We start from the raw sequence: 13,261 nt of genomic DNA, 5'->3' as shown, positions 1-13,261 counted from the left end.
GTCATCAGCTAACCGCTACTACTACCTTCACGGCTCGGGACTTCAACCCTATAGAGTGTGTGCATGCCTGGCACACCGAAAAAAAGAGCCCTCCATCAGGAGAGCTCTTTTTCAGCAAAGCTATTACGCTTTAACGACGTTAGTCGCTTGAAGTCCACGTTGACCTTGTTCAGTGTCAAAAGTTACTTTTTGACCTTCGTCTAAAGATTTAAATCCTTCGCCTTGGATAGATGAGAAATGTACGAATACATCTTCTCCACCTTCGATTTCGATGAAACCGAAACCTTTTTCTGCGTTAAACCATTTTACTGTACCTTGTTGCATAATTGTTTCCTCCTGCGTGGAGTCGAGTCCACATTTTATTACTATTGTTGCTCAAGTTAGATATCAAAGGCGAAAAGTTTAAATACTTTCTTTCCTTACAGACCGAACAAAAATAATTCTTACTCAGAATAACAGGTGTGGAAGGGAAAAGCAAACATTCAAAAGTCCCCTTTTCCTGGTAATGACAATTCACCCTTGGTGTAACTGGATTGATCGAAAAATCTATCCTTAAATTGGTATTTAAAGGGGAACGAACTCTTTATGTCGAATATAGAAGGAAAGGGGATGACCCAATGGATAAAAATCAATTACTGAAGGAATGTAATCAGGCCAGCCGTGGAAATTTCTTTTCTTTAGAAATCCCTGCGAATTCGATCGCGGATGGAGAAGACATCGAGCAGATGGCAAGGCAATTGGAGAAAGAGGGAAAAATCAAGATCAGAGATTGCGTGCACAATGATACATTTGTGTATGTACATGGTATCGTCAAGTATGCCTCAAATTAATTGAAAGAAGTGCCGGCAGTTAGCTGGCGGTGCTTTTTTCGCTAAAACAAAAAGGACCCTCGAATGAGAGTCCTTTTCTATTAAAGCTATTACGCTTTAACGACGTTAGTCGCTTGAAGTCCACGTTGACCTTGCTCAGTGTCAAATGTAACTTTTTGACCTTCGTCTAAAGATTTGAAACCTTCGCCTTGGATAGCTGAGAAATGTACGAATACATCTTCTCCACCTTCGATTTCGATGAAACCGAAACCTTTTTCTGCGTTAAACCATTTTACTGTACCTTGTTGCATAATTGTTTCCTCCTGCGTGGATTCGAGTCCACATTTTATTACTATTATTGCTCAATTAGATATCAAAGGCGAAAAGTTTAAATACTTTCATTCCTTACAGACCGAACAAAAATAATTCTTCCTTAGAATAACAGGTGTTGCGTAGAAAAGCAAACTTTATTTTACGGAACTTCGTTTTTTACTCCGAATAGATGCTTCAGTTATTTACCGCCAATCAATAAAACGGCATCATATTAGCTTTTCATCAGACACCGCCTGATGAGTACTGGAAATCATTACTTTGTTTCCACGTTCAACTGATTCCGAGCTTCACTCACAAGCTCTTCAATAAATCCATTCACTTCCCCGACAAGCACCCCTCCGTGACCCGTGCACATGATCTCGGACTGAAAATGAAGGGGAATCTTCAATGCCTCAAGAAACCCGGGTAAGTCGGAAGTCGAAACCCCTCCGCCCTTCAAATAGTCCACCCATGCTTGACGGAGCTCTTTCCCTTCTGAAACAAGCCCTTCCTTTGACAGCGGATCTCCGAAAAAGCACAGCAGGTCACCGGTAAAAAGAATCCGGGACGGCCGGTGGTAGTAGATGACGGAACCGGGAGAATGGTAACCGGCTAGCATATAGTCGAACTCCCCGGCCACTCCCTGGTCACTAAGTTCACGGTCAAATCCCCGGATCTCTTCACCTTCTTTCGGGTGAATGAGTTTCTTCGCATGTTTAAACATCTGTGCACCTTCTACATGATCTTCATGTCCATGGGTAGCCAGCACAAGCTTCACATCGTCTGCCGTTTTCCCCAAATGATGGAGGGCTTGAAGAAGGTACTTGCTGTGTTCTTCTTTACAGGAATCAATCATGATGACTCCGTCTTCCTCCAGAACGAAATAGCAATTATTATAAGATTTCCACTCCGTATCCCAAAAGGCAATAGCATATATACTGTCTTTCACTTTATCCACTAGAAAATCCATGACTCATTCTCCCATCATCAAGCTACTTTCTTACCTTAAACCGCTTTGCCTTTCCCTGCTTCTCCCAAGCCATTTCTCTTCTTCATCGGCTGGAACCTGAAATACGTAAACGACCTCCACAGCCATTCGAACGGTCCGAAACGGAAATTCTTCAGCCACCATGTGCTGAAGACCATTTGCAGTGAGAAGATGACCAGGCAGATGACGGTGCCAAGCCAGAGACTTACATCCCCATAAAAGCCAAATCCAACAAAGATCCCGACAGACAAGATGGTTTGCATCAGGTAGTTGGTCAGCGCCATCTGACCTGTGAATCCAAGTGGACCGAGCTTACGCTGCCACCCTTCTCTTCTCAGCAAGAGCGTAAGGGATGAGATATAAAAGAAGCAGAGCGTCAGCCCACTCAAGCTGGTGAACAGCTGCACGACAAATTCCTGTTTCACCCCGAGGTCCCAGACCTTTGTCATATACATGGCAAGAATGAGGACCAACGGTACACTGATCACGAACGACAACGTGCGGATCTTCCTGATGAACCCGGCATGCTTTTCAACATCACGGAAGATGCCCGCTTTTCCTGCAGCCAGCCCAAACAGGAACATGGCAAGCACAGGGAACATCGCTGGAATCAGGTTTGCAAGCATAGCAGGCACCTCGGTTCCCAGCCGGTAGGAGACCCATTCGGTATAGCTGCCATGCTCATACACATGCAAGTATTCTTCCATACTCCCGTACAACATGCTTGCAGCCGAAGCTGATTCCGTTTGTTCAAGGAAACTCGAGGGGATCAAGAGCATAAGGGCGAATAATGCATTGATGGCAAACAATAAACTGAATCCCCAGATGACCATCGTCTTAATCTTTCTTTTATAAAAGAAAATAAGCAGCAGCCCGGCAGCCGCATACGTATGAAGGATATCACCGAACCAAAGTCCGATCAGATGCGCAATCCCGAAAAGCAGCAGGGCGAAGATCCTTCTCAAGTAAAGGCGGTTCATACGGAGTCCCTTCTCTTCGGCACGGCTCATAAAAATACAGAAACCGAGTCCGAACAAGAACGAGAAAATCGTGAAAAATTTCATGTCCACAAACAATGCAAAAAACACATCAATCCAGTGATCCACTCCACTATAATCGACAGGGATACCGTACATCGATTTCATGAATTCCGGGGAATGGAACGTAGGCATATTAACAAGGAATATACCGAATAAAGCGAATCCGCGGATGACATCAATGGTGACCATCCGTTCTTTCCCTAATACAGGTGACGATTTCATTTGGTTTCTCCTCTTCATTTTGTATATATTTTACATACTGATCTATAAAATTATATACCAAATGAAGAGGAGAAGAGTACAACTATTTTCAGAAGGTAAAAGCCTTTTGTTAAGTGTGAAAGATAGAGCTATCTTTCTGCCGTTTTACGTTCACTCCTGATATGCTTGAGTGTCACGATAAGACCTGTAAAACCTGCAGTGAAAGACCCCGGCAGGCTGTATAAAAGATACTTCCAGTCGCCGGTTAATAATGAAATCACTGTAAAGATAACCGGAAAACCGATTAAAACAAATAATGACGTAAAAAGGGCAATCTTATTCCCTGTTTTCATATTGACCTTCCTTTCTTCATCACAGGGGAGAAGTGACATCTTCTCCTCTGCCGGACTTAGTTCAGGACCCACTTATCTTTCATGAACAGAATGCGTCCGATGATGAACACAACGAGCATCACAATCAAGTTGCTGGAAACCGTGATCGCCAGATGCTGATAATCGACGATTCCAAACAGCAGCTCTTTCATTTGGCTGAATAAATTCAAGATCGGAATGGCAAAGTGATGGACTTCAAGTTCGTTCACGCCCAGGCTGCTGATGATCATCCCCGGGAACATCGCAAGCATCGAAATAGGTGTATAGTAGCTTTGCGCTTCCTTCACTGTTTTCCCCATGATGCTTGTGATCATCATGATCGAAGCATTAAATACGGCATAGACCAATATGACAAGCAAAGAGATGCCGGCGATCAAATAAAGATTATCTCCAAACGAGATGGCTTCTTTTAATTTTTCCGTAAAGAAGGTGATTTCAATCATCATGACCAAGAGGGTGATGAATCCCATGAGCGTGCTCAAAGTCGAGATTGCGAGCCATTTTGCCAGGACAAGTGTCGAACGGTTGACTGGAGTCATCAACAAAGCTTCCATTGTCTTCTTTTCTTTCTCACCGGCAAATAACTCAACGGCAGATGGACTGGCCCCGATTCCGATTGCGATGGCAAGAATGAGCGGAACCAATAAAGCGAGCATGTTGACGCTCAAATCCTCGGACGTTTCTTCCTGGTTGACTGTAAACGGCTGAATGATGGATAAGTCCGTTCCCTGTTGTTCCAGGCGCCGGGCTGTGATTTCTTTTTCAAGAGTGGTGAATTCATTGGTGATAATCGCGATCAGACTTGACGATTTCTGACTGAAAGAGTCGCCTATGACGGTTACCTCCGCTTTTTCTCCCTGTTCCACCGATCTCATGAAATCACCGGTGACGATCAAGCCTGCAAGCGCATCGCCGTCGCTGACCATCTCTGCAGGATCCGATGATTTTTTGATTTTCACATTTTCATAGGAAGAAATCCTGGCAAGGATCTCTTCGTCGGCATCCTGATTCACGGCCAGCGTATACGTATCTCCCTTATCATCGGATAACATATTTTCATAGAAAAAAGTCAGTCCGCTCATCATCAGGATCGGAAGCAGCACAATCAGAAACAACGTCCTTCTATCCCTGAAACTGTCTTTCATTTCCTTGAAATAAATTCTACGAAGCATAATGTTCACTCCCCCTGACAAGCTTACTCATGAAGATATAGTTTAAATCACGGCTTTTTTCATCCTTATAGAGTTCCTCGAGTTCGCCTTCGTAGACGAGCTCCCCTTTGTGAATCATCGCCACCTTGCTGCAAAGCATCGATACTTCCTCCATAATATGGCTGGAGAAAATGATTGTTTTCCCTTCTCTCTTCAGCTGATGAACAAGCTGCCTGAATACATTGGAAGAAGTAATATCTAGGCCGGTCGTGGGCTCATCGAACAGGATGATGTCAGGGTCATGGATAAGCGTCCTCGAGATGGCGACTTTTTGTCTCATCCCTTTTGAAAATCCCCCCACTTTCCTGTCAAGATAATCCCTCATTCCGAACATCCGGGCGAGTTCATCGATCCTGACCTTTGTCCGGTGTTTGCTCAACCCATACAAGCCAGCAAAATATTCAAGATTTTCACGGGCTGTCAAACGTTCATACAAACCTGTTTCTCCCCCGAACAGAACCCCCATCATCCGCTTGATTTCATTCGGGTTCTTGACGGTATCATATCCTGAAACCGTCACCGCCCCTTCAGTCGGGGTCAGGAGGGTCGCGATTGTTCGGAGTAGGGTTGTTTTCCCTGCGCCGTTTTCACCGAGAAGCCCGACGACCTCCCCTTCCTTTACTGAAAACTTCACATGTTTCAGCGCGGTCACATAGTTCTTTTTATCTTTGAACTGCTTAGTCACTTCTTGAATTTCAATCATTCCATCCACCTCGTGTTTTATGTTCTTGTCATCATCTTACAAACAAATCAAGGAAGAATCTTCCCTTTTGTCGCGAAAATTCCATTTCATGTCGCGAAAAGGGCAAATCGGGATGAAAACATGGTAAGATAAATGTAACCTTAATTGGAATATTTTATCTCTTTGCACTCAGAAAGGCTGAATGAAATGAAGATTGGATTGGTTGATGACCGGCTGATTGATTTAGATAAATTGAATGGGATCGTGTCAGGGATGACAGGGATTGAAATCGTCTTTTCCACGACATCTGCCGAGGAAGCCTACGAACAGATTAAGAGGGAAACGGTGGACGTGTTGATCGCCGATATCGAAATGCCCAACCTTTCCGGCTATGAGCTTGCTGACATCATTCACTCCCATGCACTGAATATTTCCGTCATTTTCGTTACAGCCAACAGCGGCTATGCGGTCCATGCATTCGAGTTGAACGTCCACGATTATATTATGAAACCTTATACAAAAGAACGGCTGTCCGGATCAATCGAACGGTTAATGGAAAAAACGAAATCGGCTGAAATGACCGGCAGGCTCTATCTTAAACAAAAGAATGATATCCACATCATCCAGAAGAAAGATATCATTTTCATCGAACGCTCGGGCAGGTCGACCACCATCCATACAAAAGACGAGGAAATCAAGACCTACCTGACACTTAATGAGCTTGAAGGAGAACTCAGAGAAAGGGACTTCATCCGTTCCCACCGCTCGTTCATCATCAATATTCACTTTGTAAAAAACTTCTCACTCTATGCCAAAAATTCGTATATGATCCGGTTTGAAGGCACAGAGGCGCAGGCAATGATCACGAAGGAAAAAGTAGACTTCCTGCAGCAACAATACTTTTAGAAGGTGGCAAAACGTTGAAGCATCAGAATTTATTGTATTGGACTTATATGGCACTATTCAGCTTTATTCATTTACATTTTTTCCTTGAAGGCTTTTCCCTCGAGCTTCACTATGCCGTCCTGATCCTAGTGATCCTGCCGGTCATATATTACCTTCATCTGATTATTCTTCTCCCCTTATCACCATTGGGAGGAAGATGGAATTTCAGTCTATTTGTCTTGCAATCTATCATGATAGCTGTTTATTTTGGAGCGTCCCCTGCCCCGGAGCACGGAGTCTTATTTTTGCTTTTCATCGGCTTGGAATTTTTGAGAATTGCAGTATCCAGGAGAATGTCGGGTCTGACTCAATCGATCAGACAATTGGAAGATGAACAACAACAGCTGAATGATACGTTCAAAGTCGTACGAAGCGAACGTCATGACTTTCTCAAACATATCTCCGCCATTCATTTCATGCTGGAACACGATGAGATAACGGAAGCGAAAAACTATTTAAATGATCTAGTGGACGGCTATGAAGAAACCAATTTGTCCATCCGCGGTGAAAGAGGCAGCGCAGCCGGTATTCTCCATGATATGTACAGGAGGGGCAGAAGAAGCGGGATCGAGATGGTATATGACCTTGATATGCCTCTGTCCACCTTGCCCTTGTCCGATAAAGATCTCGTGACCCTTCTCGGGAATCTTCTGTCCAACAGCCTGGAAGCCTGTGAGGAGTTCCAGAAACACAAAGGGAAACAAGCTGAAATCAGTTTACAATTCTATAAAAGAAGTGGATTGTACATGCTGATTTGTAAAAATGACTCGTTAGAGATTCCCCCTCATATAGTAGATAAACTATATGCAAGTTTTGGACATACGACGAAAACAGGTTCGCATGAAGGACTCGGGACGATGATGATTGATGATGTGGTGAAGAGACACGGGGGTTATTTGGATTTTATCCACAAGAATGAAACCTTTATGGTAAAAATCAAATTCCCGGCGGTTCATTAATAGGGAGTGAATAGCTCAGATCCCGATCCAGCCGGGGTCTTTTAGACGAAAAAAGCAGACAGTAAGGGAATGTATACTTCTTTACTGTCTGCTTAACCGTTCAATTTCTGATTCAACTTTATATATTTTTTTGTTTAAAGCTTCTGTTCTGTTGTCAAGATGGTCAACTATTCTATCGGAATGTATGGACAGGATTTCTGCAAACTCTTTCTGAAATCTCTCTTGTCCCTTTTCCATTCTGAGTTGGCTTTGCTTTATCTCATCAAAGGTTTTCTCAAAATTGGACTTGCTCTCTTTCATAATATACTCTCCTTTTCTGATTTTTTTCATTATAACATGTTATAGAATGGTTAAAACAAAACTTGATATCCCAAGTTTAAAGACAAACATTTTAGAGCGGACTCTAAACAACGCTAATGATTTCCGTGCAAGACTTCGCTTTCCGCGGGTAGCCCGTGAGCCTCCTCGGAGCTAAAGCTCCTGCGGGAAGAAAAGCGGAGGGGCTTTGAAGAGAGGCGGTTGGCATAAGGCGAATCGGCCACGAAGGCGCTCTTTGCCTTCTTGGACGAGTTGACTTATGACATGTGCCTCTAAGCCCCGCAGCTAGACAAGTCTCACATAAGCTACTCTTCCCGCAGGAGTCTTCGTCTTTCACTCCAATCAACCGCTGAATGAGCTAAACCCTAAATGTACAATGAACAAATTAAAAACCAGAACTAATTTATTTCAGCCTCATTGCAACTATTTCTTCATCCCAGTATAAACGTAGATTGCATCTCTCAGGAATTCCGCCACACCATCCTGCTCTTTATCATAATAGGCTCTAAAGCGTTCATCCGCGACATACATATCTCCGAGACCGGCGTGTGCTTCGCCGCTGTAAGTCGGCCAGTACATGGATATCCACTCTTTATGGAGTTCAGCCGCCTTCTGGGCCGCATCGCCTGATGGATCCCCGGTTTTGAACGCTTCCGCCAGCGTTTGGTGAATTTCTTCGGCAAGTCTGTTCGCACGCTCGTACTCTTCCTGTGACATGTTTTGAAGTTTTGCGTTCGATTGATTAACCGTATCGTCTCCATACTTCTCTCTTACTTCTTTTCCATACTTCCGTTCATTTTCATCAATCATATCTTTTTTGAAACCTTCGAATTTTTCTTTATCAGACATGGTCATTCTCCCTTCCTTAACGGCAATCGTTTTATCGACATTGGCAATCAGCAGATCGAGCTGTTTTCTTCTCTCCAGTAATTGTTCCCGGTGTTCGGCCAATGCGCTTGAAATGTCAAAAGCGGGATCTTCAAGAATACCTTTTATTTGGTGAAGCTCAACGCCAAGTTCCTTGTAAAAGAGTATTTGCTGCAACTTTTCAATTTCTTTTTCCCCGTAGATCCGGTATCCGGATGAATTGATCCTGGCCGGCTTCAGGATCCCGATTTCATCATAATACCTCAAGGTCCTTGTGCTGACGCCTGCTAACTTTCCGAGCTTCTTCACGGTATATTCCATTGATCTCACCTCCTGACAATTTCACTTTACACGTTGACGCCGCGTAAAGGTAAAGGGGTTTTTGAAAAAAACAAATGTTATTCTTTAGTCTATCCGTCTATCCGATACTGCATCACATACCATGTCATACATTTTCCCGACACCCTCATGTGTGGCTTCGAATGAAAAAGAATCTTCCTTTTGGATACCGAGGGACTGTGCTTCTTCTGCTGCATCTATGTTAGCACCCATGAAGATGAAATCCCAGCTGTATTTCTCCTGCTGATGTGTAATCATTCCTTTCACTTTTTCATACGTGTATTCCCGGCTGGCGTTTTCCATGCCGTCGGTCGTGATGACAAAGATCACCTTGCCGGGCTTTTCACTGTCATCTAAAAGAGACAGGCGCCTGCCTGCTGCTGAAATGGTTTTCCCGACCGCATCTAGGAGCGCAGTACAGCCCCTCACATAATACTCCTCAGCCGTTAATCTGGCATGCATGGCATCGATCCCGTCCCAGAGAATCTCCGTCTCGTCATCGAACAGGACAGTCGTAAGCCTGGTTTCCCCTTCTTTGCACTGTCTGCCGATAAATGCATTAAATCCGCCTATCGTATCGCTTTCCAGACCACCCATGGATCCGCTCCTATCCAGCAAGAAAATAATTTCGGTCAGATTCTTATTCATGTTCATCTTCCTCCTTTTGGTTCATGATATAATCATAATCAACTACATCCATTATTTGGTCGCCTGGAAAGCGACATATTAGAAATCGGAAGCGCCTGTTCGGACCCGCAAGCGTTGGAAGGCCGAGGACATCAGTGATCCGTCTGAAACGTCTAGAGGGGCCAGCTGGAGCTGTAGAATTAAAAAGGGGGCTTGTCCTTTGCTGAAAGAAGAATGGTTAATTGAACTTGAAGAATATCTGAGTCTTCACCTTCAAGACAGCATCGACTACTACTGTCTTGAAGCTCCCATGGATATTTGCAAGGAAGAGATTGTAACCAGTGAATTGGATGATTTCATCGAAATCAACCGGAAACCCCCGTTCAACCAGGTTCTTTTTCAGTACATCGATGAAAAAGGGGTAGGGGACTCTGTGATCTATAAGAAAGCGGGACTTGACCGCAGGCATTTCTCTAAGATCCGCTCAAACCCGGCTTATCAACCGAAAAAAGCCACCCTCATCTCCCTGGCACTCGCACTTGAACTGAACAGCGATGATACGGAAGATCTGTTGAGTGCAGCTGGATATTCACTATCAGACAGTGACAAATTCGATTTGATCATCCAGTTCTGCCTGGAGAAGGAGATCTATGACCTTCAATCCGTAAATGAGATACTGCATCACTATGGGATGAAACCGCTGAATGTATAAAACTGAAAGAAGGCAAGTCCCCTTGACCACAAGGGGACCTACCTTCTCCATTTATCTATTCCTGACCGGTATCCAGATTTCACTCTTAATCTCCGGAGAACCGGTGTCCTTACTCTCGTTCCAGAGGATTTCCGGGCCTTCTGCCTGTTCATAGTTCGAAGATGGAAACCATTCTGAATAGATGCGTCCCCATACGTTTTGAAGCGTATCCGGGAATGGGCCGGCGGCTTCAAATACTGCCCATGTCAGGGCAGGAACCTCAAGCTTCTCAAAATGGTCCGGACATTCTTTCACCGTGGCTGCGCCGATGTAATGATCGAGTTCTCCCTTCTCCTCCATCCGGCCATCGGAGAAGTTCGCTGAAGCGCTGATGATACCGGATGGCTCGGTGTCAGACAAATTCTTCATTTCTTTTATCATTTCTTCATTCAAGCTGCTCCACATGGACGCGATCTCCGGGTTGACCCCGCTGAATTGAATGGGAACCCGCTTCTTTATTCCTGCAATGCGAAAGGCTTCTTTTTCCACGATACGATAATTCATTTCTTTCCCTCCATGTATGGTTAATTGGAAGGTCATCTTTGGAAAGGCTTTGAGCGCATTCCGGTCTTCCCTTGCTGCAGTGGGTGTGCACCCATGATACTCCTTGAATGCCCGCGTGAAGGAGTCGGCAGATCGGTATCCGAATTTCACGGCTGTATCGATCACCTTCACGTGCTGATCTCTCAGCTCCTGGGCAGCCAGAGTCAAACGCCTGCACCGGATGTATTCTGACAGGCTCACGCCAGACAAGTAAGAGAACATCCGCTGGAAATGATATTCAGAACAGACCGCACGCCTCGCGATTTCCTTCATATCGATTTCCCCTGACAAATTCTCTTCTATATAACTCAAAGCCTCATTCATTTTCTGCAGTGAATCCAAATGAATAACCTCCTTTACATCCATAGAATAACAGGGTTTTGAAAGGGCCACCCGACAGTTCATGCCGGATTTTGCAGGCCACTCCTGTCATTTTCGATCATTATATATTTCTCACTATAATAGAAAGAAATTCAAATCGCGAAGGAAAACCCGGAAAAATTTTAGACTAATAATTTCATTATACAACTACCTCTTTTCGACAATTTACGCTATGATGATATAGTTTAGTAATTTAAATTAAGATGTATGTGGAGGTTTAAACGAAATGGTTTTCAAGAAAAAAGACAAGTTCGCCATTCTTTTGAGCAGCATTGCGGGTAATTTAAAGGAAGGTGCCCATTATTTCGCAGACTATAAAATCACGAATATCACTGATTTAAAAACCTTTTCCGGCCATATGAAGGAACTTGAAACAAAGGGTGACAGTTTTGTCCATGATGTAATCAAGGACTTGAACAAAGTCTTTATCACACCGATTGAACGCGAGGATATCCTTGCGCTTGCGATGAGTATGGACGATGTATTGGACGGCCTTGAGCATACTGCTGCCATGTTCGAAATGTACAGTATCACACAGGCAGATGAATATATGCTGAAATTCGTGGCAGCCATCCGTCAATGCAGTGATGAAATCGAAGCCGCCGTCGAACTGTTGTCAACGAAAAAGTGGACACAGGTGCGCGAGCATTCCATCAAGATCAAAGATTTGGAGTCTAAGTGTGACGGGATCCTCAGACAATCCATCAAGCATCTGTTTAACACTGAAAAAGACCCGATCCGCATCATCCAATATAAAGAGATATATGAAGAGCTCGAACAGGTTGCAGATTACTGCCAGCATGTAGCCAATACATTCGAAGCCATCATCATGAAGAATGCGTAAGGAGCGTAATCACGTATGGATACAGTTTTAATTTTAACGCTTCTCATCGTGGCCGCTGCCCTGGCATTTGATTTCATCAACGGATTCCATGACACGGCCAACGCCATTGCGACTTCCGTCTCGACCAAAGCGTTGAAGCCGAGACATGCCATCATACTTGCTGCCGGGATGAATTTCGTAGGAGCGATGACATTTACAGGAGTGGCCAAGACGATCACGAAGGATATTGTCGACCCGTTCACGCTGCAAAACGGGACAACCGTTATTCTGGCGGCCCTTCTTGCAGCGATCGCCTGGAACCTCATCACATGGTATTACGGCATCCCAAGCAGTTCATCCCACGCCCTGATCGGTTCAATTGCAGGGGCTGCCATTGCGGCAGCAGGCTTTAGTGCACTGAATTACAGCGGCTTCATCAAGATCATTCAGGCCCTGCTCTTTTCACCGATCTTGGCTTTCGTCATTGGATTCATTATTTACAGCATCTTCAAAGTGGTATTTAAGAACAGCAACCTGGCGAAAACAAACCGGAACTTCCGTTTCATCCAGATTGCGACTGCAGCCCTCCAGTCGTTTACACACGGGACAAATGATGCCCAGAAGGCGATGGGTATCATCACGATGGCCCTGATTGTGAACAATTATCAAACGTCCGATGACATCCAGACCTGGGTTCAGTTCTCCTGTGCCCTTGCGATGGGACTCGGAACGTCAATCGGCGGCTGGAAGATCATCAAGACCGTCGGAGGAAAAATCATGAAGATCCGTCCGGTCAACGGAGTGGCTGCCGACTTGACGGGCGCTGCCGTTATTTTCGGGGCTACCGCCATCCATCTGCCAGTCAGTACGACACATGTCATTTCCTCTTCCATCCTGGGAGTGGGTTCGGCTCACAGATTGAGAGGGGTTAAATGGGGCACCGCACAGAGAATGCTGATTACATGGGTGATCACCCTGCCGATTTCTGCATCCCTTGCTGCTGTCATTTACTATTTATTGAATCTGTTCTTTTAATAAGGCTCTTTTCGCATATCTTGCTGCTATGAACAATA

Annotated in this window: 17 protein-coding genes; 6 read left to right on the top strand and 11 right to left on the bottom strand. The window is 44.6% G+C overall.

Going from position 1 to position 13,261, the window contains the following annotated elements; genetic code table 11:
• Positions 1-123 precede the first annotated feature (123 nt).
• Entirely contained in the window at positions 124-324 is a 201-nt protein-coding gene (locus tag ACKA06_RS16135) for a cold-shock protein (RefSeq protein WP_411160130.1), read from the bottom strand.
• Between the two features lie 293 nt (positions 325-617).
• Between ACKA06_RS16135 and ACKA06_RS16130 the strand changes: the two genes are divergently transcribed.
• On the top strand, positions 618-830 hold the full coding sequence (locus tag ACKA06_RS16130; protein ID WP_198259553.1) for a hypothetical protein: 213 nt from the start codon (positions 618-620) through the stop codon (positions 828-830).
• 89 nt (positions 831-919) lie between these two features.
• On the opposite strand, the gene ACKA06_RS16125 is transcribed toward ACKA06_RS16130, so the two are convergent.
• The 6 genes from ACKA06_RS16125 to ACKA06_RS16100 form a co-directional block, all read right to left on the bottom strand.
• Positions 920-1,120 carry a cold-shock protein gene (locus tag ACKA06_RS16125; protein WP_032086162.1) on the bottom strand — a complete coding sequence of 67 codons (201 nt, stop codon included), beginning with the start codon at positions 1,118-1,120 and terminating at the stop codon, positions 920-922.
• Positions 1,121-1,395: 275 nt separating this feature from the next.
• Positions 1,396-2,091: an MBL fold metallo-hydrolase gene (locus tag ACKA06_RS16120; protein ID WP_411160129.1), complete on the bottom strand. Its 696-nt coding sequence runs from the start codon at positions 2,089-2,091 to the stop codon at positions 1,396-1,398.
• A gap of 35 nt (positions 2,092-2,126) precedes the next feature.
• On the bottom strand, positions 2,127-3,371 hold the full coding sequence (locus ACKA06_RS16115; protein WP_411160128.1) for a DUF418 domain-containing protein: 1,245 nt from the start codon (positions 3,369-3,371) through the stop codon (positions 2,127-2,129).
• A gap of 128 nt (positions 3,372-3,499) precedes the next feature.
• On the bottom strand, positions 3,500-3,703 hold the full coding sequence (locus ACKA06_RS16110; protein ID WP_032086167.1) for a hypothetical protein: 204 nt from the start codon (positions 3,701-3,703) through the stop codon (positions 3,500-3,502).
• Positions 3,704-3,759: 56 nt separating this feature from the next.
• Positions 3,760-4,914, bottom strand: coding sequence for an ABC transporter permease (locus ACKA06_RS16105; RefSeq protein ID WP_411160127.1), 1,155 nt, complete (start codon positions 4,912-4,914; stop codon positions 3,760-3,762).
• Positions 4,904-5,656, bottom strand: coding sequence for an ATP-binding cassette domain-containing protein (locus ACKA06_RS16100; RefSeq protein ID WP_032086158.1), 753 nt, complete (start codon positions 5,654-5,656; stop codon positions 4,904-4,906). Before ACKA06_RS16100 ends, ACKA06_RS16105 begins: the two co-directional genes overlap by 11 nt.
• A gap of 186 nt (positions 5,657-5,842) precedes the next feature.
• Here ACKA06_RS16100 and ACKA06_RS16095 point away from each other — a divergent pair, with 186 nt between their 5' ends.
• Positions 5,843-6,541 (top strand): LytR/AlgR family response regulator transcription factor, encoded by a 699-nt coding sequence (locus ACKA06_RS16095; RefSeq protein WP_214873550.1) that lies wholly within the window; start codon positions 5,843-5,845, stop codon positions 6,539-6,541.
• Positions 6,542-6,555: 14 nt separating this feature from the next.
• Complete coding sequence (locus ACKA06_RS16090; protein ID WP_411160126.1) at positions 6,556-7,539, top strand: sensor histidine kinase; 984 nt, start codon at positions 6,556-6,558, stop codon at positions 7,537-7,539.
• A gap of 81 nt (positions 7,540-7,620) precedes the next feature.
• On the opposite strand, the gene ACKA06_RS16085 is transcribed toward ACKA06_RS16090, so the two are convergent.
• From ACKA06_RS16085 to ACKA06_RS16075, 3 genes are all read right to left on the bottom strand, one after another.
• The gene (locus ACKA06_RS16085) at positions 7,621-7,839 is read right to left on the bottom strand and encodes a hypothetical protein (protein WP_411160125.1); all 219 of its coding nucleotides are present in this window, start codon (positions 7,837-7,839) and stop codon (positions 7,621-7,623) included.
• Between the two features lie 441 nt (positions 7,840-8,280).
• Positions 8,281-9,045: a MerR family transcriptional regulator gene (locus tag ACKA06_RS16080; protein ID WP_032086156.1), complete on the bottom strand. Its 765-nt coding sequence runs from the start codon at positions 9,043-9,045 to the stop codon at positions 8,281-8,283.
• A gap of 84 nt (positions 9,046-9,129) precedes the next feature.
• Positions 9,130-9,711 (bottom strand): vWA domain-containing protein, encoded by a 582-nt coding sequence (locus ACKA06_RS16075; protein ID WP_214873546.1) that lies wholly within the window; start codon positions 9,709-9,711, stop codon positions 9,130-9,132.
• Positions 9,712-9,910: 199 nt separating this feature from the next.
• On the opposite strand from ACKA06_RS16075, the gene ACKA06_RS16070 reads away from it, so the two are divergent.
• Positions 9,911-10,402 (top strand): hypothetical protein, encoded by a 492-nt coding sequence (locus ACKA06_RS16070; protein ID WP_214873544.1) that lies wholly within the window; start codon positions 9,911-9,913, stop codon positions 10,400-10,402.
• Between the two features lie 51 nt (positions 10,403-10,453).
• On the opposite strand, the gene ACKA06_RS16065 is transcribed toward ACKA06_RS16070, so the two are convergent.
• The gene (locus tag ACKA06_RS16065) at positions 10,454-11,326 is read right to left on the bottom strand and encodes an AraC family transcriptional regulator (RefSeq protein ID WP_411160124.1); all 873 of its coding nucleotides are present in this window, start codon (positions 11,324-11,326) and stop codon (positions 10,454-10,456) included.
• 265 nt (positions 11,327-11,591) lie between these two features.
• Between ACKA06_RS16065 and ACKA06_RS16060 the strand changes: the two genes are divergently transcribed.
• Together ACKA06_RS16060 and ACKA06_RS16055 are read left to right on the top strand one after the other, a co-directional pair.
• Positions 11,592-12,209, top strand: a complete 618-nt coding sequence (locus tag ACKA06_RS16060; RefSeq protein WP_032086152.1) for a DUF47 domain-containing protein — start codon at positions 11,592-11,594, stop codon at positions 12,207-12,209.
• 15 nt (positions 12,210-12,224) lie between these two features.
• A complete protein-coding gene (locus ACKA06_RS16055) occupies positions 12,225-13,223 on the top strand; it encodes an inorganic phosphate transporter (protein ID WP_411160123.1) in 999 nt (332 codons plus the stop codon).
• The last annotated feature ends 38 nt before the right edge of the window (positions 13,224-13,261 follow it).

The organism is Rossellomorea oryzaecorticis (assembly GCF_045897515.1).
Taxonomy (GTDB): domain Bacteria; phylum Bacillota; class Bacilli; order Bacillales; family Bacillaceae_B; genus Rossellomorea; species Rossellomorea enclensis.
The sequence above is the reverse complement of the archived record's forward strand: the minus strand, read 5'-3'. Positions and strand labels throughout refer to the sequence as shown.

Excerpts from the sequence above, each read along its gene's own strand:
- ACKA06_RS16110 (WP_032086167.1), bottom strand. The coding sequence starts at position 3,703 with ATGAAAACAGGGAATAAGATTGCCCTTTTTACGTCATTATTTGTTTTA.
- ACKA06_RS16115 (WP_411160128.1), bottom strand. The coding sequence starts at position 3,371 with ATGAAATCGTCACCTGTATTAGGGAAAGAACGGATGGTCACCATTGAT.
- ACKA06_RS16080 (WP_032086156.1), bottom strand. The coding sequence starts at position 9,045 with ATGGAATATACCGTGAAGAAGCTCGGAAAGTTAGCAGGCGTCAGCACA.
- ACKA06_RS16130 (WP_198259553.1), top strand. The coding sequence starts at position 618 with ATGGATAAAAATCAATTACTGAAGGAATGTAATCAGGCCAGCCGTGGA.
- ACKA06_RS16055 (WP_411160123.1), top strand. The coding sequence starts at position 12,225 with ATGGATACAGTTTTAATTTTAACGCTTCTCATCGTGGCCGCTGCCCTG.
- ACKA06_RS16095 (WP_214873550.1), top strand. The coding sequence starts at position 5,843 with ATGAAGATTGGATTGGTTGATGACCGGCTGATTGATTTAGATAAATTG.
- ACKA06_RS16120 (WP_411160129.1), bottom strand. The coding sequence starts at position 2,091 with ATGGATTTTCTAGTGGATAAAGTGAAAGACAGTATATATGCTATTGCC.
- ACKA06_RS16105 (WP_411160127.1), bottom strand. The coding sequence starts at position 4,914 with ATGCTTCGTAGAATTTATTTCAAGGAAATGAAAGACAGTTTCAGGGAT.
- ACKA06_RS16060 (WP_032086152.1), top strand. The coding sequence starts at position 11,592 with ATGGTTTTCAAGAAAAAAGACAAGTTCGCCATTCTTTTGAGCAGCATT.
- ACKA06_RS16135 (WP_411160130.1), bottom strand. The coding sequence starts at position 324 with ATGCAACAAGGTACAGTAAAATGGTTTAACGCAGAAAAAGGTTTCGGT.
- ACKA06_RS16085 (WP_411160125.1), bottom strand. The coding sequence starts at position 7,839 with ATGAAAGAGAGCAAGTCCAATTTTGAGAAAACCTTTGATGAGATAAAG.
- ACKA06_RS16075 (WP_214873546.1), bottom strand. The coding sequence starts at position 9,711 with ATGAATAAGAATCTGACCGAAATTATTTTCTTGCTGGATAGGAGCGGA.
- ACKA06_RS16100 (WP_032086158.1), bottom strand. The coding sequence starts at position 5,656 with ATGATTGAAATTCAAGAAGTGACTAAGCAGTTCAAAGATAAAAAGAAC.
- ACKA06_RS16125 (WP_032086162.1), bottom strand. The coding sequence starts at position 1,120 with ATGCAACAAGGTACAGTAAAATGGTTTAACGCAGAAAAAGGTTTCGGT.